Raw genomic sequence first — 23,623 nt, 5'->3', positions numbered from 1 at the left:
CCGCAGACTCAGGTGCCTCAGATGTCGCGGAAGGCGGTGATGTTGGCGCCGAGCTGGTTGAGACGCTCGGCGAGGTCCTCGTAGCCGCGGGCGATGACGTAGGTCGAGCGGAGCACGGAGGTGCCCTTCGAGGCGAGCATCGCGAGCAGCACGACGACGGCGGGACGCAGCGCCGGCGGGCAGACGATCTCGGTGCCGGAGAAGTGCGTCGGGCCCTCGATCATCACCCGGTGCGGGTCCATCAGCGTGACGTTGCCGCCGAGCTTGTTGAGCTCGGTCAGGTAGATCGCCCGGTTCTCGTAGACCCAGTCGTGCAGCAGCGTCTGACCCTGCGCCACCGCGGCGATCGCGGCGAAGAACGGCAGGTTGTCGATGTTGAGGCCGGGGAAGGGGAGCGGGTGGATCTTGTCCAGCGGCGCGTGCAGGACCGAGTGCTTGGTGTCGATGTCGACGAGGCGGGTCTTGCCGTTGAGGGCGAGGTACTCCTCGGAGAGGCTGTAGTTGAAGCCCATCTCCTCCAGCGTCGCCAGCTCGATCTCCATGAACTCGATCGGCACGCGCTTGATGGTGATCTCGGAGTCGGTCACGATCGCGGCGGTCAGCAGCGACATCGCCTCGATCGGGTCCTCGCTCGGCGCGTAGTCGACGTCGACGTCGATGACCTCGCGGCCGGTGACGCGGAGCGTGGTGGTGCCGATGCCCTCGACCTCGACGCCCAGCTTCTGCAGGTAGAAGCAGAGGTCCTGGACCATGTAGTTGGAGGAGGCGTTGCGGATCACCGTGGTGCCCGGGTGCAGCGCGGCGGCCATCAGGGCGTTCTCGGTGACGGTGTCGCCACGCTCGGTCAGCACGATCGGGCGGCCCGGCTGGATCTCCCGGTTGACGCTGGCGTGGTAGGCGCCGTCGGTCGCCTTGACCTCGAGGCCGAAGGGGCGCAGAGCGGACATGTGCGGCTCGACGGTGCGGGTGCCGAGGTTGCAGCCGCCGGCGTAGGGCAGCTCGAAGGTGTCCAGGCGGTGCAGCAGCGGGCCGAGGAACATGATCACCGAGCGGGTGCGGCGGGCCGCGGCCTCGTCGACCGCGTCCAGGCGCAGCTCCTTGGGCGGGACGATCTCGAGGTCGTTGTCGTCGTTGAGCCAGCGGGTCTGCACGCCGATCGAGTTGAGCACCTCGATGATGCGGTTGACCTCTTCGATGCGGGCGACCTTGCGGAGCGTCGTACGGCCCCGGTTGAGGAGCGAGCCGACCAGGAGCGCCACACCGGCGTTCTTGGAGGTCTTGACCGTGATCTCACCCGACAGCGTCGTCGGACCGGTGACGCGCAGGTGCGTCGGGCCGGCCCCGATGTCCACCAGGGAGGAGTCGAGCGCGGCACCGACCCGGGCGATCATCTCGAGGGACAGGTTCTGTTGCCCCTGCTCGATGCGGTTGATCGCACTCTGGCTGGTGTTGAGAAGGTCAGCGAGCTGTGCCTGGGTGAGGCCCTTGTGCTTGCGCGCATCGCGAATCAGATTCCCGATACGACCCTTGTATCCGTCGGTCATGGTGCACCACCGTAACTCATATATGAGATAAGCCTGGATTCCCCGCGAAGTGTCGGCGTTTCGTTTCAGGGCTGTTGCCTGGCTCGTGGAACGGCCACCGTGTGCAACATCTCTTTACGCCGGGTGACAGGATGCCACCATGCGCGCGACGACGATCCATGGGGTGGGCGACATCCGCTTCACCCAGGTACCCGATCCTGCTCTGACACAGCCCACCGACGCCATCGTCAAGGTCGTGGGCTCCTGCATCTGCGGCTCCGACCTGTGGAACTACCGCGGGTCCAACGGCGAGATCGACGAGCCCCGCACCATCGGTCACGAGTGCATCGGCGTGATCGAGGAGGTCGGCTCAGACGTACGCGACTTCAAGCCCGGCGACTTCGTGATCGTGCCGTTCGACCACTGCGACAACACCTGCCCGCACTGCCTCGCCGGGGTCCAGTCGGTCTGCGAGAACCTCGGCTTCACGGTCAGCGGCCAGAGCGAGTACGCGCTGGTGAACCAGGCCGACGGCTCCCTGGTCAAGCTCGACGAGACGCCCGACCCGTCGATGTACCCCGACCTGCTCGCCCTCACCGACGTGATGGCCACCGGCTGGCACGCCGCGGTCATGTCCGGCGTCGGCTCCGACGCCAAGGGCGGCACCGCGGTCGTCGTCGGCGACGGCGCGGTCGGTCTGTGCGGCGTGCTCGCGGCCGCCCAGCTCGGCGCGGAGCGGGTCGTGGCGATGTCGCGCCACGAGGCCCGCCAGGAGATCGCCAAGAAGTTCGGTGCCACCGACATCGTCGCCGCGCGCGGCAAGGAGGGCGAGGCGGCCGTACGCGAGCTCACCGGTGGCATCGGCGCCGACTACGTCCTCGAGTGCGTGGGCACCGACCAGTCCTTCAAGACCGCCTCGAAGGTGGCCCGACCGGGCGCGACCGTCGGGTTCGTCGGCGTCCCGCACGACGTCAACCTCCCGGTCAACGCCCTGTTCCGCACCAACGTCGGCCTCAAGGGCGGGATGGCTCCGGTACGCCGCTACCTGCCCGACCTCCTGCGGCTCACGCTCGAGGGCACGATCAACCCGGGCCTGGTCTTCGACAAGGCGCTGCCCTTCTCCGAGGCGGCCGAGGGCTACCGCCTGATGGACGAGCGCCTCGCGACCAAGGTCCAGCTCACCTACTGATCAGATCCCGGGCGGGGGATCGACCGAGCCGTTCGTCTGCGACACTCGGTCGATGCCCCGCACCGACACCATGCGCCTGCGCCCGCTGTCACCGGGTGACGAACACGTCTACGCCGCCTGGGCAGAGGATGAGGAGTTCCGGGTCGCCAACGGCTGGCCGGAGCGCGACCGCGACGGCCACCTCCGCCACTGGCGCCGTCTGATCGACGCTCCGCCGCCCGAGCTCATCCGGCTGGCCGTGGAGGTCGACGAGGAGGTCGTCGGCTACGCCGATCTCCACGGCCTGGCCCCCGACACCCGCGAGCTCGGCATCGCCATCGGCCCGAGCTCCCGCTGGGGCCAGGGCCTCGGCCAGCGCGCCATCAAGACCGCGCTCACCTACGGCTTCTCCGTCCTCGACCTGACCCGGATCTGGGCCGAGACGCACGAGACCAACGCCCGTGCCAAGAAGCTCTTCGACGCCACCGGCTTCATCGAGACCGGCCGCCACGGCACCGACACCTACCGCGGCGAGGACGTCAGCCTGGTCCAGTACGCCGTCGAGCGCCCCTACTAGCCGGCGATGCGTACGGCCTTCTCGCCCGGGTAACCCTCGGGCAGGAGCATGGTGCCGTCCTGGTGCCGGTAGAGAACCTGCCAGTGCCAGTAGAGGTCGTACGCAGCGGGGGACCGCTTCATCTGCTCGGCGTAGGCGCTGACGGCCGCGACATAGCGGTCGGAGTGGTTGTAGGACCACAGCGCGCCGGCCATGTCGCCGGGCGCGCCGTTGTTGGCGAGCATCCGGCCCGCCGCCATGATCGCGTCGCCGGGGTCGATGATGTCGCCGCCGGCGCCGTACTGGGCGAAGGTCGAGGGCAGGAACTGCATCGGGCCCTGGGCGCCCGCGGTGCTGGTGCCGCGGATGCGTCCCATGCGGGTCTCGACCAGGTGGACGGCGGCGAGGTACTCCCACGGCGTCCCGGTCTCCTGCTGCGCCCTGCGGTAGAGCGGCCGGAGCTCGTCCGGCGGCGGTGGCGTCAGGATCTTCCAGTCCGGGAGCTTCGGCTGCGGGTCGGTCATCGCCATGAGCTCGCGAGCAGCGGCGATGTCCGACGCGAGCTGGGCGCGGTCGGCACGGCCCAGCGCACCCAGAACGTCGTCGGCCTTCGCCTTCGACCCGCGGGCGAGGTTGCGCGCGGTCGTCTGCTCGAACAGCGCCGCGTCGCGTACGTCCGCGGCTCCCGGCTCCCCGGAGGCGACCGTCGCCATCGCCCGGGTGAGGCGCTCGGCCAGCGGCACCGACGCGTCGTCGAGCGGCGACGTCGTCGGGACCGGTGACGATGATGCCGACGGCGTTGCCGACGGGCTGGGGGTGGGGTCCGAGGACGGATCACCCCCGCAGCCGGCGACAAGAGCCGAGAGGGCCGCGATGGCGGTCAGGGCAGCGAGCCGGGTGCGCACGCACCCGACGCTACCCGACGCCCGCCTACTCGCCTGCCCGGGCGATGATGGCGGCGAGCTCGGCCGGCTTGGACAGCTGCGGCCAGTGCCCGGTAGGCAGGTCGACGTAGGTGACGTCCTTGTGCTTCGGGATCGCGGCAACCGACTCGGTGCCGTCGGCGACCCACTCCTTCAGGTCGGCAGCTCGGTATTCGGGGCAGACGAACACCGCCGGGACGGAGTAGCGCCGCTCGTCGCCGAGCTCGAACGGCTCGGAGGTCAGACTGGCGGGGGAGGGCCGCAGCAGTGCCTCGAAGGTGGCGCGGTCGAGGTCGCGTACGTCTGCCTCCTCGAACTCCTCCCACGGCACCGGCGGCAGGTCGGCGCCGTCGGTCGGGAAGTTCTTGCCCGGGATCATGCCCGGCTCCGCGGGCCAGCCGCCGACGTAGACGACGGTCGAGACCTTGTCGACGCGCGCGTCGAGCGCCGCACCGGCCACCGCGCAGCCCATCGAGTGTCCGACGAGGATCACGGGCGCGTCCGCCTCGTCGATGGCTGCCACCACGGCGGCGACCTGGTCGGCCACGTGCACGCCGGACCGGTCGGTCTCGGCCGACTCGAGGCCGGGGAGGGTGACCGGGCGGGCGGTGTGGCCGGCGTCGGTCAGGTGGGGGACGACGAGGTCCCATGAGGATGCGTCCAGCCAGAGGCCGGGTACCAGAACGATGTCCATGAGGCGATCCTGAACCTGGTTGCGGACGATCCGCTTCCGTGACCCGACTCGATTTCGAGCTGCGCCGACTTTCGAACAAAAGAACGGTGACCACCGCGATGCGGTGGTCACCGTTCTGGACGCCCGAGACAGCTGACGTCAGGTCGTTCAGCGAGCGCCGGCGACCTCCAGTAGCTCCGCGACCTCGTGGGCGCGGCAGTCGCAGTCGGAGTCGCACGGCAAGAAGCGGTGACGTGCGTGACCGCAGTCGCGGCACGGCATGTCGTGAGAAAGCGTGAAGCTCTGCACCTCAACGGTGTCCCACATAACTAATTCATCCCCCAGAGAATGTTGGTCGGCCTTATATCGGTGAAACTGCATCGGTGAAGCTGCCTGATATGTAACACGATAATCCGCGACTTCGGAAGAGCTCGGACAACACGCCGAGACAATGTTTTCCCTGGTCAGTCGACCGATATGATTATTCGGTCGACCGATAGATAAACTCATAAGGGGCTCCTGTTGATGCTGTGTAGGTGTCCGCTTTACGGCACGTACGACGGCCCACTTGGCGTGTTGATGGAATGAAAACAGAACGCCGACCGCCACACGACCACCGACAAGGTGGTGTCGAGACGGAGACAGTTCCGGAGTGCAGAACACCCAGAGGCGAAGGTCCCGGTCGCTCCGCCGGACGTGACCAGGCCCCGCCTGACCCCGGCTCGAGGGAATCCTGTGGGACTGTTGAGGGTTCTACTACCTGTGAAGAACATCGGATTCTTGTCTTTCGGCCACTGGACACCGTCGCCCTACTCGCAGACCCAGTCGGCACGAGACGCGCTGCTCCAGGGCATCGACCTCGCGGTCGCCGCCGAGGAGCTCGGCGTCGACGGAGCGTACTTCCGGGTCCATCACTTCGCGCGCCAGTACGCCTCGCCGTTCCCGCTGCTGTCCGCGATCGGCGCCCGCACCTCGAAGATCGAGATCGGCACCGGCGTCATCGACATGCGCTACGAGAACCCGCTCTACATGGCCGAGGACTCCGCGGCGGCCGACCTGATCTCCGGCGAGCGCCTCCAGCTCGGGATCAGCCGCGGCTCACCCGAGCAGGTCATCGAGGGATGGCGCTACTTCGGCTACGAGCCCGGCGAGAACGCCTCAGAGGCCGACATGGCGCGCGCCCACACCGAGACCTATCTCAAGATCATCGAGGGCGCGCAGTTCGCCGAGCCCAACCCGCGGCCGATGTTCCCCAACCCGCCCGGCAAGCTCCGCGTCGAGCCCTACTCCGAGACGCTGCGCGACCGGATCTGGTGGGGCTCGAGCTCGCTCGCAACCGCTCGCTGGGCCGCCGGCCTCGGCATGAACCTGCAGAGCTCGACGTTGAAGACCGACGAGAACGGCAAGCCGTTCCACATCCAGCAGCGTGAGCAGATCGAGGCCTACCGCGAGGCCTGGAAGGAGGCCGGACACGAGCGCGAGCCGCGAGTCTCGGTCTCACGCTCCATCTTCGCCCTCGTCAACGAGGAGGACCGGCGCTACTTCGGCCTCGACCGGCAGACCAAGGACCAGATCGGCAACATCGACGACCAGACCAGGGCCATCTTCGGGCGCTCCTACGCCGCCGAGCCCGACGTGCTGGTCGAGGAGCTCGCCGAGGACGAGGCGATCCAGGCAGCGGACACGCTGCTGCTCACCGTGCCGAACCAGCTCGGCGTCGATTACAACGCCCACGTCCTTGAGAGCATCCTCACCCACGTAGCCCCCGGTCTCGGCTGGCGATAGTAACCTGCAGACCGCGCAACTTCCGGGTCACAAAAGGGCGCATAATCGTTGTCAACCGCCCCACGTGGCCGCGCCATTGGCTACCGTGCACGGCGACCGTTATTCAAGGGGGACCCCTGTTGGCTACGTACGCAGAGCTGCTTGACGTCTATCTTCGCGAACCCAGCCCGGAGTCACTGAGGGCCTTGCGCGAGGCGATCCTCGAGGCTCCCAACTTCAGGCCCGATCTCGAGATCACCGAGCTGGTCGCCCCGATGATGTCGGTCGGCGACTACGCCGGCGCCGTGTCCGCCGTGCACGCGCTCATGCCCGGCGCGATCTTCAGTCCCTCGGCTCACGCCGCCCTCGCCGATGCCCAGCGCGGCCTCGGCAACGTCGAGCAGGCCCAGCGCGAGTCGATCCTGGCGCAGGCGGCGCTCGACAGCATCATCAGCACCGGCGAGGGCACCGAGTCCGAGCCGTGGTCGGTGCTGCGGACCAGCGATGCCTACGACGTCGTGCTCGCCTCGGGAAAGACGCCGCGTTCACAGGTGGCGGTCGGCAAGCTCGACCGGATCGTGTGCACCGACTCGACAGTCTGGTTCTTCGACATCAGCAACGACTTCGCCCGGACCTGAGCGGGGAGCTCCACACGGAGCGGTTCTGATTGTTCACCGGGTTGTCGCCGGTAGGGACGGTGTGCGTCGGGTTCCTGACGGGACCGGCGCTCACGCTCGGGAGCATGATGAGTCGCACCTTGCGGATTCTGCTCGCCGGGATGGTCGCCGTCGTCTTCGCCTCCGCGGCGCTGAGCTCGGCGACGGCCGACGAGCCGCGTGCATCCGACCAGAGCCAGGTCGTGCTCGACCGTCACGAGGTCGCGCCCGAGGACGCGCGGCCCGGCGGCGGTGCGGCGCCGTTCGACACCGGTGTGGTGATCGTGGTCAACACCCTGCTCCTCGGTGCGCTCGTGGGTGGCGTGCTGTTCGCCCGCCAGCGGATGGGCTGCACCGACGGGGCGCTGCCGCGCCTGTCCGCATAGCGATATTGACGTCTCATTTTTCGGGATTTCGCGCGTAGGGTCGGCGCATGTCGACCTACACCCATGGCCACCACGAGTCGGTGCTGCGCTCGCACAGGTGGCGCACGGCGGAGAACTCCGCGGCGTACCTCCTGCCGCGGCTGAGCCCTGATCAGCGGCTGCTCGACGTGGGCGCCGGGCCGGGCACGATCGCGTTGGATCTCGCCGGCCGGGTCGCCCAGGTGACCGCGACCGAGATAGGGGAGACCGAGCTCGGGCTCTCCCGCCAGGCGGCCGAGGCCGGGGGAGTCACCAACATCGACTTCCGGGTCGAGGACGTGCACGCGTTGAGCATCGAGGACGCGGCGTACGACGTCGTGCATGCACATCAGGTGCTGCAGCACATGGCGGACCCGGTGCAGGCGGTGCGGGAGATGCGGCGGGTCACGAAGCCCGGTGGCCTGGTGGCGGTGCGAGACAGCGACTACGAAGGTTTCGTGTGGTGGCCGGAGTCGGCCGAGCTGACCGAATGGCTGCGGCTCTACCAGCGGGCCGCGCGGGCCAACGGCGGCGAGCCCGACGCGGGCCGTCGGCTGGTCTCCTGGGCACGCGCGGCAAGCTTCACCGATATCGACGCCTCCTCGAGCACGTGGTGCTTCGCCGACCCCGAGGACCGGGCCTGGTGGGGCGGCATGTGGGCCGACCGGTTCACCGACTCGGCGGTGGCCCGCCAGCTCGTCGCCTCCGGAGACGCCACGACCGCCGACCTCGCCCGGGTTGCGGACGGGTGGCGGTCGTGGGCCGGGGCGGAGGACGGTTGGTTCTCCGTCCTCCACGGCGAGATCCTGGCTCGCGCCTGAGCGCTCGACGTCAGCGGCGCAGGATCCGCGCCGACAGCGTGTTGCCGATCAGCTGGATGACCTGCACCAGCGCGACCAGGATGAGCACACAGACCCAGGTGACGGTCGGGTCGTACTGCCGGTAGCCGAAGGTCTGGGCGAAGCTGCCCAGGCCGCCGCCGGCGATCAGGCCGGCGACCGCGGACATGTCGACGACCGCGACGAAGGCGAAGGTGTAGCCCAGGATGATCGGCGCCAGCGCCTCGGGAAGGACGACGGTCGCGGCGATCCGGGCGCGACTCGCACCCATCGCACGGGCCGCCTCGATGACTCCCGGAGGCACGGTCACCAGGTTCTGCTCGATGATCCGGGCGATCCCGAACATCGCGGCGAGGATCAGTGAGAAGACCACCGCCGGCATCCCGATCCCGGTGCCGACGATCAGCCGCGCGGCCGGCTGGACGGCGGCGATGAAGATGATGAACGGGATCGGCCGGAAGAAGTTGACCAGCACGTTGAGGACGACCGAGACGACGGCGTTCTCGTAGAGCCCGCCCTTGCGGGTCAGATAGAGCCCGAGCGCGAGCAGCAGTCCCAGGGTGCCGCCGATCAGCATCGTCAGCGCCACCATGAGCAGCGTCTCGCCGGTGGCCTGCCAGATGTCGGGCCAGAGCTCGCCGAGCCGGGTGTCGGTGGGGAGAGCGGTCAGCATCACACCTCCTTGGTGGTGACGAGGGCGGACAGCTCGCGTACGGCCTCGTCGACCGAGGATGCGGGTCCGTCGAGGGCGAGCGTCAGATTCCCGAAGGTGGCGCCCCGGATCTCCTCGATGCCGCCGAAGACGAGCTCGAAGGCGATCCCGCGCTCGAGGAGGACGGCGAAGATGTCGGTCTGGCGCGGTCCGCCCTCGCGCAGCTCGACCTTCACGAACCGGCCGGGGTGCCGCGACCGCAGCGCGGCCAGCGCCTCGGGCGCGGGCTCGTCGTCGACGACCGTGCCGACGAAGCGCCGGGTCACCGGCTGCCGCGGTGCGGAGAAGACGTCGTAGACGGCGCCGGACTCGACGATCCGCCCGTTCTCCATGACGGCGACGTGGTCGGCCAGCTCGCGGACGACCTCCATCTCGTGGGTGATCGCGACGATGGTGGTGCCGAACTCCTCGTTGACCCGCTTCAGGAGCCGCAGTACCTCGTGGGTCGTCTCCGGGTCAAGCGCGCTGGTGGCCTCGTCGGCGAGCAGCAGCGAGGGGTTGGTGGTCAAAGCGCGGGCGATGCCGACGCGCTGCTTCTGCCCGCCCGAGAGGTTGCGCGGATAGGTGTGGGCCTTGTCGGGGAGGCCGACGAAGTGGAGCAGCTCGGAGATCCGGCGCTGCTGCTCGGCCTTGGCGACACCAGCGATCTGCAGCGGATAGGCCAGGTTGCCCCAGACCGTACGCGACTCGAAGAGGTTGAACTGCTGGAAGATCATCCCGATCCCGAGCCGGATCGGCCGCAGCTGGCGCTCGTGCAGGCCGACGAGCTCGGTGCCGCCGACCTGGATGGAGCCCGAGGTGGCCGGCTCCAGGCCGTTGAGCAGGCGTACCAGGGTGGACTTGCCGGCACCGGAGTAGCCGACGATCGCCTGGACGTCACCGGCGGCGATGTCCAGGTCGACGTCGTCGACCGCCCGGACCTCCGTGCGCCCCCTGGCCGCCGGATAGGTCTTGGTGACGTTGCGGAGCCGCACCAGCGGCTCCGCAACGGTGGCGGAGTGCGTCACTGACGCTCCTCGACCTGCTTCTCGGTCTCATCGAGCGACTTCTGCAGGTCCCCGACCGGGATCTTCACCAGCTCGGCGGTGTTGCCGGAGGTCTCGTAGACACCCTGCTGGACGTCCTCGTTGGTCTGGAAGATCTCGACGAGCTTCTTGTAGGTCGGGTTGTCCTTGTCCTCGGCGCGTACGGCGAAGATGTTGACGTAGGGGAGCGCCTTCGGGTCGGAGGGGTCGTCGGTGGCCAGCGCGTCCTCGAACTTCAGGCCGGCGTCCTCGACGAAGTCGTTGTTGATGATCGCCGCGGCGACGTCGGGGAGCGAGGAGGCGGTGATCGAGGCCTGGACGGCCTTGATCTTCACCTTGGAGGCGGCCGTGTCGACCTCCTTGATGGTGCTGAACGGGGTGCCGCCGTCGGTCAGCTTGACCAGGCCCTTGGACTGGAGCAGGACCAGGCCGCGGGCCTGGTTGGTCTCGTCGTCGGGGACGATCACGGTCTCGCCGGCCTTGATGTCGTCGAGGCTCTTGTACTTGGAGGAGTAGAGACCCAGCGGGTAGGTCGCGGTCGAGCCGAGGGCGACCAGGTCGTCGTCGTTCTGCACGTTGTAGTCGGCGAGGAAGATGATGTGCTGGAACTGGTTGAGGTCCAGCTCGCCCTCGGACAGCGCCGGGTTGGGCTGGTTGTAGTCGCCGAAGTTCTTGACCTCGAGGTCGATGCCCTCATCACGGGCGGCATCCTGGAAGGTCTTCCAGTAGGGGTCGTCGGCGCCGACGACACCGATGGTCACCTTGGTCAGGTCGCCGGCGGAGTCGTCGTCACGGGTGAGGAAGAAGGCGAGGCCGCCGATCACGATCGCCGCGGCGACGACGATGCCGATGATCAGCGGGAGCTTGGACTTGGGAGCCTCGATGAGCGGGGTGGGCTCGGGCGTGTTGGAGGACACGGGTGGGAACCTCTTCTAGACGGAGATGTCTCGACGTTGAGAGCGGGCAACCTGGTTGTTGTCCACCAAAACAGTAGACTTAACGAGGATCACATCCCGATTGTCGGTCACACGCCGAGACGTGTCACGGACCCGCCCCGGCGTGTGCTAGCGACATGTTTCCCGAGGTCAGGCGAGGTCGCGCCGCCTCATCACGACCACCGCGGCAACCACGGCGACCAGGACGTACGCCGCAACGGTGATCAGCGCGCGCTCGCCGGAGATCGCGTCGAGGACTCCCGGAGTCCCGTTGGGACCGCCGATGATCGCGCCCACCAGCGAGCCCCCGGCGGTGCCCGGAAGGGCCTCGGTGACGGTCTCGACGCCCGAGAGGAGACTGCCGACACCGCGGAGCAGGTTCTCGACCACCAGCGACCAGACCAGGCCCAGGCCCACGGCGAGCGCCGGTCCCTTGGCGAGCACGCCGACCAGGAACCCGAGCAGCGCCCACATCTCCAGCACCAGGAACCCGGCACCGAACGACTGCGCCAGGTCGCCCAGGGCGGGCATCGTGATCGACTCACCCTCGGTCGCGGCGATCGCGACCGAGACACCCGCACACAGCGCCAGGGTCGCGGTCATCATCGCGACGATGAAGGTCGTCACCGCGACCAGCGAGCCGCCCACGGCGGCGAACCGGCTCGGCCCCTGGGTGAAGACGGTCTTCCACGTGCCCCAGCCGAACCCGTTGCCGGCGACCAGGGCGCCGACCACCATCGCCAGGGCTCCGCCGAACATCGGCAGGCCGCTGACGATCACGTCCGGGATCGCGCTCGGCATCAGCTCGGCCAGCAGCTGGGCGTTGCTGGCACCGTCACCGGCGAAGTTGTCGTCACCGGTCTTGTAGGCGACGTAGTTGAAGACGTACCCGAAGGAGAGCGAGAGCGCCAGCCAGGCGCCGACGATCACCCAGATGGCCGACCACTTGCGCAGACGCAGCAGCTCGGCGCGGGTGCTGTTCACCAAGGCGTTCATGACACGAGCTCCTTGCTGCTGGTCATCTCGAAGAAGACGTCCTCCAGGGAGCGCTCCGCGACGGTGACCTCGTGGACATCGATGGAGTGGGCGACCAGGTGACGTACGACGTCGGGGGCCGCCGTGGCCGGCAGCTCGACCTCGAGCGTCTCGTTGCCGATGCGGCGTACGCCCTCGTCACCGGCCAGCCGCATGACGGCCGCCAGCGCGGCGTCTTCGGGGGTGGCCCGGACCCGGAGGGTCGCGCCGCCACGCAGTTCGGCGACGGTCGACTCGCGCAGCAGACGGCCGTTGTCGATCACGCCGACGCGGTCGCAGATCTCCTGCACCTCCGCGAGGATGTGGCTGGAGAGGATCACGGTCTGGCCGGCCTCTGCGAGCGCGACGACCAGGGCCCGCATGTCGGCCATGCCGGCCGGGTCGAGCCCGTTGGTGGGCTCGTCGAGCACGAGCAGGTCGGGGGAGCCGAGCATCGCGGCGGCGACACCGAGGCGCTGCTTCATCCCGAGCGAGTAGCCCTTGAAGGCGTCCTTCGCCCGGTCGGCGAGGTCGACCATCTCGAGCACCCGGTCGACCTCGGTGTTCGGCAGGCCCTGGTAGTGCGCCATCGTGCGCAGGTTGTCGCGGCCGCTCAGGTAGGGGTAGAAGCCGGGGCCCTCGATCAGGGCGCCGATCCGGGCAGTGACGTCGGGTCGCCCGGCGGGCCGGCCCAGGACGCTGGCCGATCCGGCGGTGGGCCGGATCAGGCCGAGCATCATCCGCAAGGTGGTCGTCTTGCCGGCCCCGTTGGGGCCGAGGAAGCCGTACACCTCGCCTCGCATGACGGTCATGCTGACCCGGTCGACGGCGAGCCTGTCGCCGTACCGCTTGGTCAGCCCGTCGGTCTCAACCACGAGTTCGTTCATGGTTCTCACGCTCTCCTGGCGTCCCCCGGGTCGGCATCGGCGTCGCGGCGGCTCCCGGTTACGCAGATCTGCGTAGTCGGCTGGCCGCCTGTGTCGTACGTCTCGGGCCCCCGCGCGAACTACGGTGTGTCCATGTCCCGGATCCGTCGTCATTGGCTCCCGTGGCTGATCGTCGTGGTGGAGCTCGTCGGCTCGCTGGGCAGCAACGCCCAGGCGGACACCCGGGGGCCGGCCGTGCTGCCCGCCCTGATCGCCGTCGTCGCCGTCCTCCCGCTGCTGCTCAGCCGGCCGCCGGCGTGGGCGGTCGCGGTGAGCGGCGCGTGTGTCGGGGGCTACTTCACGGCGGGCTACGCCGACGGGCCGATTTTCTTGGCGCTGCCGGTGGTCACCTTCGCGACGGCGTTGTCGCTGCCGCCACGCAGGTGGGTCGGCTGGGCGGTTGCGGGGGCGGCGCTCGTGGCCACCGGGATCATGCTGAACCCGACCGAGAGTTCGCGCTTCGACGGCGGCCGTGGTCCGTGGGGACCCGGCGGCGGCCCGGAGGGCGACCTGTCCCAGTGGCAGGCCTTCGGACAGGTCGCGCTGATCGCCGCGTGCGGTGCGGTCGCGGCCGCGATGCGCTCCCGCAACGAGGCCCGCGCCCAGCGTCAGCGTCGCGCGGTCAGCGACGAGCGGGTGCGGATGGCCGCCGACCTGCACGACGGCGTCGGTCACGGGCTGGCAGTGATCGCGATGCAGGCCGGTGCCGCGCTGCACGTGCTCGACCGGGACCCGGAGGCGGCCCGTCGCAACCTGGAGGCCATCCGGGCCGAGAGCAAGGAGTCGCTCGACCTGCTCCGCCGGCAACTGGCCCGGCTGACCGACACGGGGGCCGACACGGAGGCCGGCGCGGAGGCGGCGCCACGAGCACCGGAGCACGGGCTCGCCGACGTGCACGCTCTGGTCGAGCGGGTGCGCACCGGAGGTCTGGACGTCTCGCTCCGGCTCGAGGCGACCTCGGCGTCGGCGGAGGCCGAGCGGGCTGCGTACGCCGTGGTCCAGGAGGGGCTCACCAACGTGCTGCGGCACGCGGGAGCGTCCCGTGCCGAGGTCTCGGTCGTGGTCTCGACAGGCTCGACCACCGGGGAAACCGCCGAGATGGTCGTGACGGTGCACGATGACGGGCGGGGATCGGACATTCTGAGCAAAGAAAGGCGCTCTGGGACGGGAATTGTGGGAATGCGGTCGCGCGTGGAGGCACTTGGGGGCACCCTAGAGGCGGGGCCGGAGGTACGGGGCTTCCGGCTGCGGGCCTCCATCCCGCTTTCTGGGTCCTCGGCGGGTGGCGCGGAGGGGCTGGCATGAGCAGCACGGATCAGATGATCAGAGTTGCTCTGGTCGATGACCAGCCCCTTGTCCGCATGGGCCTGGCGACGATGATCGGCGCCGAGCCCGACCTCGAGGTGGTCGGCGAGGCCTCCGACGGCAGCGCCGCGCTGCCGATGCTGCGCCGCACCCACCCCGACGTCGTGCTCTGCGACATCCGGATGCCGGTCCTCGACGGACTCGGCATGCTCGAGCAGGTCACCCGCGACGCATCCCTCCAGGACGTTCGGGTGGTGATGCTGACGACCTTCGAGCTCGACGAGTACGTCTTCGAGGCGCTGCGCCTGGGCGCGAGCGGGTTCCTGCTCAAGGACGCCGAACCGGTCGCGCTGCTCGACGCGATCCGGGTCGTCGCCGACGGCGGCTCGCTGCTCGCCCCGACGGTGACCAGGCGGGTGATCGAGGAGTTCGGCTCATCCCGCCGGGCCGCCAACCCGCATCCGCGTCTCGGTGACCTCACCGAGCGGGAGCGGGAGATGGTCGCCTGGGTGGCGACCGGCCGTTCCAACGCCGAGATCGCCGCCGAGCTCGTGGTCAGCCCGGACACGGTCCGTACGCACGTCTCGCGCGCCATGGTGAAGCTGCATGCCCGTGACCGCGCCCAGCTCGTCGTCTTCGCGATCGAGTCGGGGCTGAAGGTCTAGCCAGGCCCGCTCAGGCGACCAGCGCGACGCTGCCCGGCATCACGACCGGGGCGCAGGGGCAGGTGTCGCTGCAGGCAAGGTAGGTGTGCACCTCGTGGCCGCATCGCGGGCACGGCAGGAAGTGCGACATCGGGAAGCTGCGTACGTTGGTGTTCTCGGGGTTCTGAACCGTGTCCCACATGACTTTCTCCTATCCGCGTGTTGTGCCTTCACCTACTCCACGAGTGTGCGCGCCCGATTTCGACATCTTTACTTCGACATGCGGCAGATTCATCAAATGGGAGGATCGGAGGGTGACGAGCAAGCCCGACCAGGAACAGCGCCTTCGTGACTTGAAGCTGCTGCGGAAGGTCAAGGACCGGATCGACCGCGAGTACGCGCAGCCCCTCGACGTGGAGGCGCTGGCCCGCGGCGTACACATGTCGGCCGGACACCTGAGCCGGGAGTTCCGCAAGGCCTACGGCGAGCCTCCCTACTCCTACCTGATGACCCGGCGCGTGGAGCGGGCGATGACCCTGCTGCGGCGCGGCGACCTCAGCGTCACCGACATCTGCTTCGCGGTCGGCTTCGGGTCGCTGGGGACGTTCTCGACCCGGTTCAGCGAGCTCGTCGGGATGTCGCCGAGCGTCTACCGGGACAAGGCGACGAGCGGTGGTGCCGGCATCCCGCCCTGCGTCTCGAAACAGGTCACCAGACCGGTCAGAAATCGAGAAGCGAAGGTGCCGGACCCCTACATAGGTTGAGGTCCATGGACATCCACATCTGCCACAGCTACCTTCCGCACACCGACCCGGAGGCCTCGCTGAGGTTCTACCGCGACCTGCTGGGATTCGAGGTCAGGAAGGACGTCGGGTACGAGGCGATGCGCTGGCTCACCATCGGACCGCCCTCCCAGCCCGGGGTGAGCGTCGTGCTCTACCCGCCGCTCGCCGACCCGAACATCACCGAGGACGAGGGCCGGGTCGTCCTGGAGATGATGGCCAAGGGCACCTTCGCCAGCCTGATGCTCTCCTCCCCGGACGTCGACGCCGCCTTCGAGAAGATCCAGGCCGGCATCGACGCCGCCGGCGGCGAGATCATGTCGGAGCCGACCGACCAGGACTGGGGGATGAGGGACTGCTCGTTCCGCGATCCGGCGGGCAACACGGTCCGTCTCCAGCAGATCAAGTGAGCCGGGAAAAATGTGCACGCCCGGGTTCAATCCTCCGGCTAGCCTGACCGCCATGAGCGATCCCCGTACGGCCGCACACGATGCCGACACGCACGATCTGATCCGCGTCCAGGGCGCCCGGCAGAACAACCTCAAGGACGTCTCGGTCGAGATCCCCAAGCGCCGGCTCTCGGTGTTCACCGGGGTGTCCGGGTCGGGGAAGTCGTCGCTGGTCTTCGGCACGATCGCGGCGGAGTCGCGGCGGCTGATCGACGAGACGTACTCGACGTTCATCCAGGGGTTCATGCCCAGCCTGCCGCGGCCGGAGGTCGACGCGATGGAGGGGCTGACCACCGCCATCCTGGTCGACCAGGAGCGGCTCGGCGCCAACCCGCGCTCGACCCTGGGCACGGTCACCGACGCCCACGCGATGCTGCGCTCGCTGTTCAGCCGGCTCGGCGACCCCTACATCGGCGGCCCGACAGCGTTCTCCTTCAACATCCCCACCACCCGCGCGAGCGGCGTGATGACCGGCCCCAAGGGCGAGAAGACGATCGTCAAGGACGCGGTCTACCTCGGCGGCATGTGCGCCGAGTGCGAGGGCCGCGGGACGATCTCCGACCTCGACCTCGCGGTCATCATCGACGAGTCGAAGTCGCTGGTCGACGGGGCGATCCTGGTGCCCGGCTACACCGCCGACGGGTGGATGGTCGCGGCGTTCAAGGTGGTCGTGCCGGCCGACGTGCCGATCAAGGACCTGACCGAGGAGCAGCGCCACGACCTGCTCTACGCCGAGCCGCGCAAGATCAAGCTCGAGGGCATCAACGCGACCTACGAGGGCCTGATCCCGAAGATCCGCAAGTCGATGTTCAGCAAGGACGTCGAGGCACTGCAGCCGCACATCAAGAAGTTCGTCGAGGCGGCAGCGGTCTTCAAGCCGTGCCCCGCCTGTGGTGGCACCCGGCTCAACGAGTCGGCGCTCTCCTCCAAGATCCGCGGCAAGTCGATCGCCGACGTGTGCGCGATGCAGGTCACCGACGCGGCCGAGTGGCTGCGGAGCATCGACGACCCGGGCGTCGCGCCGCTGGTTGCCGGTCTGCTGCACCTGTTCGACTCGTTCGTCGAGATCGGTCTGGGCTATCTCTCCCTCGACCGGCCCTCCGGCACCCTGAGCGGCGGTGAGGCGCAGCGTACGAAGATGGTCCGCCACCTCGGCTCCGCGCTGACCGACGTCACCTACGTCTTCGACGAGCCGACCGTCGGACTGCACCCGCACGACATCCAGCGGATGAACAAGCTGCTCCTCGACCTGCGCGACAAGGGCAACACCGTCCTGGTCGTCGAGCACAAGCCGGAGACGATCGCGATCGCCGACCACGTCGTCGACCTCGGCCCGGGTGCGGGCAGCGACGGCGGCACGATCTGCTTCGAGGGCACCTTCGAGGGACTCTCGAAGGCCGACACCCTCACCGGGCGCCACCTCGGCCACCGGGCCTCGCTCAAGGAGAGCGTACGCACGCCGAAGGGGCAGCTGGAGATCCGCGGGGCGACCTCGCACAACCTGCGCAACGTCGACGTCGACATCCCGCTCGGCGTGCTGACGGTCGTCACCGGCGTCGCCGGTTCGGGCAAGTCGTCCCTGATCCACGGCTCCATCCCCGCGAGCGAGGACGTCGAGTTCGTCGACCAGAGCGCGATCAAGGGGTCACGCCGGAGCAACCCGGCGACCTACACGGGTCTGCTCGAGCCGATCCGTAAGGCGTTCGCGAAGGCCAACGGGGTGAAGCCGGCGCTCTTCTCGGCCAACTCCGAGGGCGCCTGCCCGACGTGCAAGGGCAACGGGATGATCTACACCGAGCTCGGGTTCATGGAGACCGTCGCCTCGCCCTGCGAGGACTGCGGCGGCAAGCGGTTCCAGGCGCTGGTGCTCGAATACCGACTCGGCGGGCTCAACATCGCCGAGGTGCTCGATCTGTCGGTGGCCAAGGCGCACGAGTTCTTCTCCGAAGGTGAGTCGAAGGTGCCGCCGGCTGCCAAGATCCTGGAGCGGATGACCGACGTCGGCCTCGGCTACCTCAAGCTCGGCCAGCCCCTCAACACCCTCTCCGGTGGCGAGCGGCAGCGGATCAAGCTGGCCATGCACCTGGGTGAGAAGGGCGGGACGTACGTCCTGGACGAGCCGACCACCGGTCTTCACCTGGCCGACGTCGACAACCTGCTCGCGCTGCTCGACAAGCTGGTCGACGCCGGCAAGTCGGTCATCGTGATCGAGCACCACCAGGCCGTCATGGCCCACGCCGACTGGATCATCGACCTCGGCCCGGGGGCCGGCCACGACGGTGGCCTGGTCGTCTTCGAAGGTACGCCCGCCGAGCTCGTCGCGAAGAAGTCGACGCTGACCGGCGAGCACCTGGCGGCGTACGTCGGGGCCTGATCTGACGCGCCCGGTGGTGCGAATCACGTCTGGTTGCGGCCATCTGGATGTGGTCGGGGTGGAGGGTCGCGCTTAGTGTGCTTTGGTTGCAGTATCAATCAAGGAGCACCCGAGCATGACCCTCCACCTTCCCGAGCACAGGCGGACCACGGCGGTGGAGATCACCCAGGTCGAGGAGCGGCCGGCGCCGGTATGGCCGCGCGGGCTGGTGGCCACGGCCGTCGCCGCGGTCACCACGACGGTGATGGCCGTGATCGCCAAGGCGGTCGGGGTCGACTTCGGCAGCAGCCTCGGCGACGTACCGCTCTCCGCGTTCCCGATGCTCACCATCTACTGCTCGCTGATCGGCATCATCATCGCCGAGGTGATGATCCGGGTGGCCACGATGCCCCGCTCGACCTTCCAGATCACGATGATCGTGCTCACCGGGCTCTCCCTGGTCCCCGACGTGCTGCCCGTCTTCGAGTTCGACCTGACCTTCGTCGGCTTCCTCTGCCTGACTCATGTCGTCGCCGCCGCGATCGTGGTGCCGATGATCGCGCTGCGGATGGAGGAGCGCCGCGGCCTCGGGCTGCCCGGTCCCGCCCATCGCCGATAGCGGACGCAGACTGTCCTGATTCGATGCCATGGTGGAGCCATGGCTCTTGAAACACGAACCGTCCAGGTCACCTTCGACGCGCACGACCCGCGTGCACTCTCCGAGTTCTGGCGCGACGTGCTCGGTTACGTTCACCCCGGACCTCCGGGAGTCGAGGTTCCCGAGGGCGTCGATCCCCTCGACGCCTGGGACGAGTTCCTCGAGCGCATCGGCGTCCCCGCCGACCAGCGCAACAACAACTCCGCGATCGTCCACCCCACGGGCGACGGCCCGCGCGTCTTCTTCCAGCGCGTCCCCGAGTCGAAGACCGCCAAGAACCGCGTCCACCTCGACGTCCGCGCGGCTCCGGGGCTGCAGGGGGAGGAGCGGATGGCTGCGTTGGAGGCGGAGTGCGAGCGGGTCGTTGCGCTCGGCGCCACCCGGGTCCGCCGGTTCGAGCCCGAGCCGCCGATGAGCAACGGCTTCATCGTCATGCAGGACCCCGAGGGAAACGAGTGGTGCCTCGACTGAGGTTCTTCCTATCCTCACCGCATGCTGATCCGAGCGGCTGTCGTCGATGACGCCGAGGCGTTGACCGATCTCCACCTCGACGTGTGGGAGGAGGCGTACGCCGGCCTGATGCCGGACTCGATCTTCGTCGAACGGCGCTCCGGGCGCGCGGCCAGGATCGACCGGTGGCGCACCAACCTCGGGACCGGGCCGATCTCCACCCTGGTCGCCGAGGACGACGAGCCGGGCCGGCTGCTCGGCTTCGCGAGCGCCGGACCGGGCCGTGACACCGATCCCGGGTTGCCGCCGCTGGAGCTCTCCGCGCTCTACGTCCGCGCGGAGAGGTACGGCACCGGCCTGGGCCATCGACTGCTCGAGAAGGCGATCGGGTCCTCGGCGGCGTACCTCTGGGTTCTCGACGGCAACCTGCGCGCGATCGGGTTCTACGAGCGCCAGGGATTCCGGTTCGACGGGGAGACCAAGCCCGAGTCCGTCGGCCTCCATCGGCGAATGGTCCGCGCCTAGGCCTTGCGTCGCGCGAGCAGGGTCGAGTCGTCGATCTCGACCGGGATGCCGTCGCGGATGGTCAGGCGGGGGCGCTGCTCGACCACGACCGGTTCGAAGTCTTCCGGCAGCCCGGGGAGCAGGTCCGTGGCGAGGAACATCGCGTCGTGGTGGCTGTGGCGCGCGAAGACCTCCGAGGGGGCATGGCCGACGACGAGGAGGTGGCCGCCCGGCGCGACCGCGGTGGCCAGGCGTCCGGCGACGTCGACCATGCTGCCGTCGGGCGTGTGCAGGAAGTGGCACGTGACCAGGTCGAACGCTCGACCATCCGCGTCGAAGGTGCGGGCGTCGACCTGCCACCAGGACGTACGCTCCGCGACCCCGGCCTCCTCGGCATGCCGCTGGGCCCGGGCGAGCCCGTTCGCGGCGAAGTCGGCGCCGGTGACCGTCCAGCCCTGCTGGGCCAGCCAGATCACGTCGCCGCCCTCCCCGCAGCCGACGTCCAGCGCCGTGCCCGGCGTCAGTGCGGAGACCTCGGCGACGAGCTGAGGGTTCGGGTTGCCGCTCCAGACCTTCTCCTCACCGGCGTAGCGCTCCTCCCACGACTCCGGCTCGAACATCTCGCGTCCCTCGTGCTCGCTCATGGCCTCAATCTAGCCCGCACCCCGACCAAAACCTGGTGCGTTCGGAGCACGCCGCATGGTTGTCTGACCGGCGATGATCACGCTGCAAGAACCACCTCGCCTGGTCCGTCCGACGACGGCCGTACGCACCTCCTACCTCACCGGGGAACAGGCCGACTGTCTCCTCCGTGGCACCGACACCGACTGGCTCGGGCCGGCCAGCGAGGACTTCGACGGGTTCGTGGCTGCCAGGGACCACGACAAGGAGCGGTGGGAGGTGATGTCGACGGTCTACTGGTACGTCTCTGGCGAGCACTATCTCGGCACCCTGGTCGTGCGCCACACGCTGACGCCCGAGCTCGCCGTCGACGGTGGTCACATCGGCTACCACGTCGTCGCCCCGTGGCGGCGCCAGGGTCATGCCACCCGCATGCTCGGGCTCGGCCTGGAGAGGGCGCGCGAGCACGGCGTCTCCCGTGCGCTGCTCACCTGTGACCCGGCCAACGAGGCGTCGCGCCGTGTGATCGAGAACAACGGCGGAGTACGCGACGAGCAGCTCGAGAACGAGCTCCGGTTCTGGATCGGGTAGGGATACTTCACCCATGCACGCTCTCGTACGCCGCCCCTCGCCCCGCCTCGCCGACGGGCTCGTCACCCACATCGACCGGAGCCCGGTCGACGTCGACCTCGCTGCCGAGCAGTGGGAGGCGTACGTCGCCGCGATGCGCTCCGCGGGCTGGACCACGCACGAGGTCGATCCCGCCGACGACTGCCCGGACTCCGTCTTCGTCGAGGACACGATGGTGGTCTTCGGGGACCTGGCCGTGATCAGCCGTCCGGGTGCCCTGGAGCGGCGCCCGGAGATCGCCGCGGCCGAGGCCGCCGTCCGGGCGCGGGGATACCGGATCGCCCACATCGAGGCACCCGGAACGCTCGACGGCGGCGACGTGCTCAAGCACGGCGACACCGTCTGGGTGGGGGAGGGCGGGCGTACGAACGCCGAGGGGATCGCCCAGCTCCGGGCGCTGCTCGGGCCGCTGGGCGCCGAGGTCGTCGCCGTCCCGGTCTCGAAGGTCCTTCACCTCAAGTCGGCCGTCACCGCGCTTCCCGACGGCACCGTCATCGGCCACGAACCGCTGGTCGACGACCCGAGCGTGTGGGGAGCCCGGTTCCTGCCGGTCCCGGAGGAGTCGGGCTCCCACGTGGTCGTCCTCGACGACGACACGCTGCTGATGGCCACCTCGGCACCGCTGAGCCGGGCCATCTTCGAGGAGCGTGGCTACACGGTCGTGGCCGTCGACATCTCCGAGTTCGAGAAGCTCGAAGGCTGTGTCACCTGCCTGTCCGTGCGGCTACGCCGACCTCAGGGCTGACTCGGCAGCGTCGCGCAGGTGGAGCCGGCCGCGACGCCCTTGACCCGGTCGGTGATCCAGTTGACCGCGGCGGTCTGGTCGACCAGGAGCGGCGTGACATGGTTGGTGATCAGCCCGTCGCCGAGGTTGGGCAGCACGACCGCCTGGTAGGTCACCCTGGCTCCTTGGCCGCACCAGTCGACGGCCAGCTGACGGGCCTGCTCGTGCGGCACGATGTCGTCCTCGGTGCCGGTGGCGAGGCGGACCGGGACCCGCGGCGCCAGGTTCCCGAGCTTCTGCTCGGCCATGATCGCCTGGACGGTGGGCTCGCGCTCGATGATGTCGTCGAGGCTCTCGCCGGTCGTGGTCCAACTGCTGCTGCGCTGGAACGGGTAGGCGGCGATGCCGTCGGCGACGCACGCCGTGGACAGGTCCTCGAGCGCCGCCTTCCCCTTGGCGTTCAGGTTCTCGTCGAGGATCGGCCGCAGCTCCGGGTTGGACTGCGCCAGACCGTTGATGGTCCAGCCGAGCGCCGCCACCAGAGCCGAGCCGTCGATGCCCTCCGCCGTCGCGCGCAGGTCGGCGGGCGGTGCGCCGACATAGGCACCGACGAGGTTGACGTCGGGTGCATATTCCGCGGCGAGCTCGGACGCCGACCCGGTCGCGCCGCCGCCCTGGCTGTAGCCGTAGAGCGCCACCCGCGAACCGCTGGTCACCGACGCCTCCGGAACGCTGCGGGCCGCCCGAGCCGCGTCGAGGACGGCGTGACCGCCGTCGACCCGGTCGACATAGGTGTGCAGCCGGTCGGTGGTGCCGAGGCCGACGTAGTCGGTCACCATCACCGCCACGCCACGCGCCAGCAGGCGGTAGATCCCGATGTCCTCGTAGCCCACCGAGACGGTCCTGCCGTTGAAGAAGATCGGTCGCTCGAGGCCGAGCGAGGCCGAGCACTGGTCGCCCTGGCCCATGGTGCCGGGCGCGACGACCACGAGCGGACGGTCGCCGGGACCGCTCCACGCGGCGAACGGCTCGATGTAGGCGCCGGTCACCGCGGCGGGGGCACCGTTGTTGTCGGTCGTCTTGTACATGACCCGGGTCGCGGTACCGGGCAGCGAGCCGATGCCGGGGATCGAGAGTCCGAAGCCGAGGCGGAGGGGCTCGGTGCGTACGAGCTCGCCGTTGACGTCGGGAAGGGTCGCCGGCGGGTTGTAGAACGGCGGGATCTCGACGCCGCGGGAGACGACGGTGGTACCGGTATCGGCGGCTGAGGCGGGGGCTGCGAGGGCGGCCGGAGTGACCGCGGCGACGGCCAGGGCGGTGGCGAGCACACGTACGGCGTGGCGGCCAGGACGCTTCACGAACATCCTCGATGCGTGCAGAGGCAT

The 23,623-nt window shown here is 69.2% G+C and carries 27 protein-coding genes; 16 read left to right on the top strand and 11 right to left on the bottom strand.

Annotated features, from left to right (window positions below; translation table 11 throughout):
* Positions 1 to 17: 17 nt before the first annotated feature.
* A complete protein-coding gene (locus ACWZJV_RS00135; protein ID WP_165112579.1) occupies positions 18 to 1,544 on the bottom strand; it encodes a UDP-N-acetylglucosamine 1-carboxyvinyltransferase in 1,527 nt (508 codons plus the stop codon).
* Between the two features lie 139 nt (positions 1,545 to 1,683).
* Between ACWZJV_RS00135 and ACWZJV_RS00130 the strand changes: the two genes are divergently transcribed.
* Both ACWZJV_RS00130 and ACWZJV_RS00125 read left to right on the top strand, forming a co-directional pair.
* On the top strand, positions 1,684 to 2,712 hold the full coding sequence (locus tag ACWZJV_RS00130) for a zinc-dependent alcohol dehydrogenase family protein (protein WP_008359706.1): 1,029 nt from the start codon (positions 1,684 to 1,686) through the stop codon (positions 2,710 to 2,712).
* Positions 2,713 to 2,764: 52 nt separating this feature from the next.
* Positions 2,765 to 3,268 (top strand): GNAT family N-acetyltransferase, encoded by a 504-nt coding sequence (locus ACWZJV_RS00125; RefSeq protein ID WP_008359703.1) that lies wholly within the window; start codon positions 2,765 to 2,767, stop codon positions 3,266 to 3,268.
* Here the strand turns inward: ACWZJV_RS00125 and ACWZJV_RS00120 are convergent.
* Together ACWZJV_RS00120 and ACWZJV_RS00115 are read right to left on the bottom strand one after the other, a co-directional pair.
* Positions 3,265 to 4,152 carry a transglycosylase SLT domain-containing protein gene (locus ACWZJV_RS00120; protein ID WP_457179792.1) on the bottom strand — a complete coding sequence of 296 codons (888 nt, stop codon included), beginning with the start codon at positions 4,150 to 4,152 and terminating at the stop codon, positions 3,265 to 3,267. The genes ACWZJV_RS00125 and ACWZJV_RS00120 overlap by 4 nt on opposite strands.
* Before the next feature lie 25 nt (positions 4,153 to 4,177).
* Positions 4,178 to 4,864, bottom strand: a complete 687-nt coding sequence (locus ACWZJV_RS00115) for an alpha/beta fold hydrolase (protein ID WP_457179791.1) — start codon at positions 4,862 to 4,864, stop codon at positions 4,178 to 4,180.
* 759 nt (positions 4,865 to 5,623) lie between these two features.
* Here ACWZJV_RS00115 and ACWZJV_RS00110 point away from each other — a divergent pair.
* The 4 genes from ACWZJV_RS00110 (at position 5,624) to ACWZJV_RS00095 (ending at position 8,488) form a co-directional block, all read left to right on the top strand.
* Positions 5,624 to 6,628 (top strand): LLM class flavin-dependent oxidoreductase, encoded by a 1,005-nt coding sequence (locus ACWZJV_RS00110; RefSeq protein WP_457179790.1) that lies wholly within the window; start codon positions 5,624 to 5,626, stop codon positions 6,626 to 6,628.
* 119 nt (positions 6,629 to 6,747) lie between these two features.
* Complete coding sequence (locus ACWZJV_RS00105) at positions 6,748 to 7,245, top strand: hypothetical protein (RefSeq protein WP_008359693.1); 498 nt, start codon at positions 6,748 to 6,750, stop codon at positions 7,243 to 7,245.
* Between the two features lie 104 nt (positions 7,246 to 7,349).
* The gene (locus ACWZJV_RS00100) at positions 7,350 to 7,649 is read left to right on the top strand and encodes a hypothetical protein (protein WP_457179789.1); all 300 of its coding nucleotides are present in this window, start codon (positions 7,350 to 7,352) and stop codon (positions 7,647 to 7,649) included.
* A 47-nt stretch (positions 7,650 to 7,696) separates the two neighbouring features.
* Positions 7,697 to 8,488: a class I SAM-dependent methyltransferase gene (locus ACWZJV_RS00095; RefSeq protein ID WP_457179788.1), complete on the top strand. Its 792-nt coding sequence runs from the start codon at positions 7,697 to 7,699 to the stop codon at positions 8,486 to 8,488.
* A gap of 10 nt (positions 8,489 to 8,498) precedes the next feature.
* On the opposite strand, the gene ACWZJV_RS00090 is transcribed toward ACWZJV_RS00095, so the two are convergent.
* The 5 genes from ACWZJV_RS00090 to ACWZJV_RS00070 all read right to left on the bottom strand — a co-directional run bounded on the left by ACWZJV_RS00090 (position 8,499) and on the right by ACWZJV_RS00070 (position 13,079).
* Positions 8,499 to 9,179, bottom strand: coding sequence for a methionine ABC transporter permease (locus ACWZJV_RS00090; RefSeq protein ID WP_457179787.1), 681 nt, complete (start codon positions 9,177 to 9,179; stop codon positions 8,499 to 8,501).
* The gene (locus tag ACWZJV_RS00085; RefSeq protein ID WP_457179786.1) at positions 9,179 to 10,225 is read right to left on the bottom strand and encodes a methionine ABC transporter ATP-binding protein; all 1,047 of its coding nucleotides are present in this window, start codon (positions 10,223 to 10,225) and stop codon (positions 9,179 to 9,181) included. The genes ACWZJV_RS00090 and ACWZJV_RS00085 overlap by 1 nt, the downstream gene beginning before the upstream one ends.
* Positions 10,222 to 11,160 (bottom strand): MetQ/NlpA family ABC transporter substrate-binding protein, encoded by a 939-nt coding sequence (locus ACWZJV_RS00080; protein WP_457179785.1) that lies wholly within the window; start codon positions 11,158 to 11,160, stop codon positions 10,222 to 10,224. Before ACWZJV_RS00080 ends, ACWZJV_RS00085 begins: the two co-directional genes overlap by 4 nt.
* A 168-nt stretch (positions 11,161 to 11,328) precedes the next feature.
* Positions 11,329 to 12,174 carry an ABC transporter permease gene (locus ACWZJV_RS00075; protein WP_457179784.1) on the bottom strand — a complete coding sequence of 282 codons (846 nt, stop codon included), beginning with the start codon at positions 12,172 to 12,174 and terminating at the stop codon, positions 11,329 to 11,331.
* Complete coding sequence (locus ACWZJV_RS00070; RefSeq protein WP_457179783.1) at positions 12,171 to 13,079, bottom strand: ATP-binding cassette domain-containing protein; 909 nt, start codon at positions 13,077 to 13,079, stop codon at positions 12,171 to 12,173. The genes ACWZJV_RS00075 and ACWZJV_RS00070 overlap by 4 nt, the downstream gene beginning before the upstream one ends.
* Positions 13,080 to 13,211: 132 nt before the next feature.
* On the opposite strand from ACWZJV_RS00070, the gene ACWZJV_RS00065 reads away from it, so the two are divergent.
* A complete protein-coding gene (locus ACWZJV_RS00065; RefSeq protein WP_457179782.1) occupies positions 13,212 to 14,423 on the top strand; it encodes a sensor histidine kinase in 1,212 nt (403 codons plus the stop codon).
* Positions 14,420 to 15,088, top strand: coding sequence for a response regulator (locus ACWZJV_RS00060; RefSeq protein ID WP_008359674.1), 669 nt, complete (start codon positions 14,420 to 14,422; stop codon positions 15,086 to 15,088). Before ACWZJV_RS00065 ends, ACWZJV_RS00060 begins: the two co-directional genes overlap by 4 nt.
* A gap of 10 nt (positions 15,089 to 15,098) precedes the next feature.
* On the opposite strand, the gene ACWZJV_RS00055 is transcribed toward ACWZJV_RS00060, so the two are convergent.
* Positions 15,099 to 15,269 (bottom strand): hypothetical protein, encoded by a 171-nt coding sequence (locus ACWZJV_RS00055; protein WP_008359672.1) that lies wholly within the window; start codon positions 15,267 to 15,269, stop codon positions 15,099 to 15,101.
* A gap of 112 nt (positions 15,270 to 15,381) precedes the next feature.
* Here ACWZJV_RS00055 and ACWZJV_RS00050 point away from each other — a divergent pair, with 112 nt between their 5' ends.
* The 6 genes from ACWZJV_RS00050 (at position 15,382) to ACWZJV_RS00025 (ending at position 20,284) form a co-directional block, all read left to right on the top strand.
* Positions 15,382 to 15,831 carry a helix-turn-helix transcriptional regulator gene (locus ACWZJV_RS00050; RefSeq protein WP_457179781.1) on the top strand — a complete coding sequence of 150 codons (450 nt, stop codon included), beginning with the start codon at positions 15,382 to 15,384 and terminating at the stop codon, positions 15,829 to 15,831.
* Positions 15,832 to 15,836: 5 nt separating this feature from the next.
* A complete protein-coding gene (locus ACWZJV_RS00045; protein ID WP_457179780.1) occupies positions 15,837 to 16,259 on the top strand; it encodes a VOC family protein in 423 nt (140 codons plus the stop codon).
* Between the two features lie 52 nt (positions 16,260 to 16,311).
* The gene (locus ACWZJV_RS00040; RefSeq protein WP_457179779.1) at positions 16,312 to 18,672 is read left to right on the top strand and encodes an ATP-binding cassette domain-containing protein; all 2,361 of its coding nucleotides are present in this window, start codon (positions 16,312 to 16,314) and stop codon (positions 18,670 to 18,672) included.
* 115 nt (positions 18,673 to 18,787) lie between these two features.
* Positions 18,788 to 19,270 (top strand): DUF6069 family protein, encoded by a 483-nt coding sequence (locus ACWZJV_RS00035; RefSeq protein WP_008359665.1) that lies wholly within the window; start codon positions 18,788 to 18,790, stop codon positions 19,268 to 19,270.
* A 39-nt stretch (positions 19,271 to 19,309) separates the two neighbouring features.
* Complete coding sequence (locus tag ACWZJV_RS00030) at positions 19,310 to 19,780, top strand: VOC family protein (protein WP_008359663.1); 471 nt, start codon at positions 19,310 to 19,312, stop codon at positions 19,778 to 19,780.
* Between the two features lie 21 nt (positions 19,781 to 19,801).
* On the top strand, positions 19,802 to 20,284 hold the full coding sequence (locus tag ACWZJV_RS00025) for an N-acetyltransferase family protein (RefSeq protein ID WP_457179778.1): 483 nt from the start codon (positions 19,802 to 19,804) through the stop codon (positions 20,282 to 20,284).
* Here ACWZJV_RS00025 and ACWZJV_RS00020 read toward each other — a convergent pair.
* Positions 20,281 to 20,907 carry a class I SAM-dependent methyltransferase gene (locus ACWZJV_RS00020; RefSeq protein WP_457179777.1) on the bottom strand — a complete coding sequence of 209 codons (627 nt, stop codon included), beginning with the start codon at positions 20,905 to 20,907 and terminating at the stop codon, positions 20,281 to 20,283. The two genes, ACWZJV_RS00025 and ACWZJV_RS00020, sit on opposite strands and share 4 nt — an antisense overlap.
* Before the next feature lie 73 nt (positions 20,908 to 20,980).
* Between ACWZJV_RS00020 and ACWZJV_RS00015 the strand changes: the two genes are divergently transcribed.
* Both ACWZJV_RS00015 and ddaH read left to right on the top strand, forming a co-directional pair.
* A complete protein-coding gene (locus tag ACWZJV_RS00015; protein ID WP_457179776.1) occupies positions 20,981 to 21,475 on the top strand; it encodes a GNAT family N-acetyltransferase in 495 nt (164 codons plus the stop codon).
* 13 nt (positions 21,476 to 21,488) lie between these two features.
* Positions 21,489 to 22,259 carry a dimethylargininase gene (gene ddaH, locus ACWZJV_RS00010; RefSeq protein ID WP_457179775.1) on the top strand — a complete coding sequence of 257 codons (771 nt, stop codon included), beginning with the start codon at positions 21,489 to 21,491 and terminating at the stop codon, positions 22,257 to 22,259.
* Here ddaH and ACWZJV_RS00005 read toward each other — a convergent pair.
* Positions 22,250 to 23,623: a lipase family protein gene (locus ACWZJV_RS00005; RefSeq protein WP_457179774.1), complete on the bottom strand. Its 1,374-nt coding sequence runs from the start codon at positions 23,621 to 23,623 to the stop codon at positions 22,250 to 22,252. The genes ddaH and ACWZJV_RS00005 overlap by 10 nt on opposite strands.

The sequence above is a fragment of the Nocardioides sp. WG-D5 genome (assembly GCF_054031175.1).
This window is presented reverse-complemented; position numbering and strand designations above follow the sequence as displayed.

Coding starts and splice junctions, on each gene's coding strand:
- ACWZJV_RS00035 (WP_008359665.1), top strand. CDS start 18,788: ATGACCCTCCACCTTCCCGAGCACAGGCGGACCACGGCGGTGGAGATC.
- ddaH (WP_457179775.1), top strand. CDS start 21,489: ATGCACGCTCTCGTACGCCGCCCCTCGCCCCGCCTCGCCGACGGGCTC.
- ACWZJV_RS00040 (WP_457179779.1), top strand. CDS start 16,312: ATGAGCGATCCCCGTACGGCCGCACACGATGCCGACACGCACGATCTG.
- ACWZJV_RS00060 (WP_008359674.1), top strand. CDS start 14,420: ATGAGCAGCACGGATCAGATGATCAGAGTTGCTCTGGTCGATGACCAG.
- ACWZJV_RS00090 (WP_457179787.1), bottom strand. CDS start 9,179: ATGCTGACCGCTCTCCCCACCGACACCCGGCTCGGCGAGCTCTGGCCC.
- ACWZJV_RS00095 (WP_457179788.1), top strand. CDS start 7,697: ATGTCGACCTACACCCATGGCCACCACGAGTCGGTGCTGCGCTCGCAC.
- ACWZJV_RS00070 (WP_457179783.1), bottom strand. CDS start 13,079: ATGAACGAACTCGTGGTTGAGACCGACGGGCTGACCAAGCGGTACGGC.
- ACWZJV_RS00115 (WP_457179791.1), bottom strand. CDS start 4,864: ATGGACATCGTTCTGGTACCCGGCCTCTGGCTGGACGCATCCTCATGG.
- ACWZJV_RS00125 (WP_008359703.1), top strand. CDS start 2,765: ATGCCCCGCACCGACACCATGCGCCTGCGCCCGCTGTCACCGGGTGAC.
- ACWZJV_RS00015 (WP_457179776.1), top strand. CDS start 20,981: ATGATCACGCTGCAAGAACCACCTCGCCTGGTCCGTCCGACGACGGCC.
- ACWZJV_RS00055 (WP_008359672.1), bottom strand. CDS start 15,269: ATGTGGGACACGGTTCAGAACCCCGAGAACACCAACGTACGCAGCTTC.
- ACWZJV_RS00020 (WP_457179777.1), bottom strand. CDS start 20,907: ATGAGCGAGCACGAGGGACGCGAGATGTTCGAGCCGGAGTCGTGGGAG.
- ACWZJV_RS00075 (WP_457179784.1), bottom strand. CDS start 12,174: ATGAACGCCTTGGTGAACAGCACCCGCGCCGAGCTGCTGCGTCTGCGC.
- ACWZJV_RS00045 (WP_457179780.1), top strand. CDS start 15,837: ATGGACATCCACATCTGCCACAGCTACCTTCCGCACACCGACCCGGAG.
- ACWZJV_RS00030 (WP_008359663.1), top strand. CDS start 19,310: ATGGCTCTTGAAACACGAACCGTCCAGGTCACCTTCGACGCGCACGAC.
- ACWZJV_RS00025 (WP_457179778.1), top strand. CDS start 19,802: ATGCTGATCCGAGCGGCTGTCGTCGATGACGCCGAGGCGTTGACCGAT.
- ACWZJV_RS00100 (WP_457179789.1), top strand. CDS start 7,350: ATGATGAGTCGCACCTTGCGGATTCTGCTCGCCGGGATGGTCGCCGTC.
- ACWZJV_RS00135 (WP_165112579.1), bottom strand. CDS start 1,544: ATGACCGACGGATACAAGGGTCGTATCGGGAATCTGATTCGCGATGCG.
- ACWZJV_RS00005 (WP_457179774.1), bottom strand. CDS start 23,623: ATGCCTCTGCACGCATCGAGGATGTTCGTGAAGCGTCCTGGCCGCCAC.
- ACWZJV_RS00065 (WP_457179782.1), top strand. CDS start 13,212: ATGTCCCGGATCCGTCGTCATTGGCTCCCGTGGCTGATCGTCGTGGTG.
- ACWZJV_RS00130 (WP_008359706.1), top strand. CDS start 1,684: ATGCGCGCGACGACGATCCATGGGGTGGGCGACATCCGCTTCACCCAG.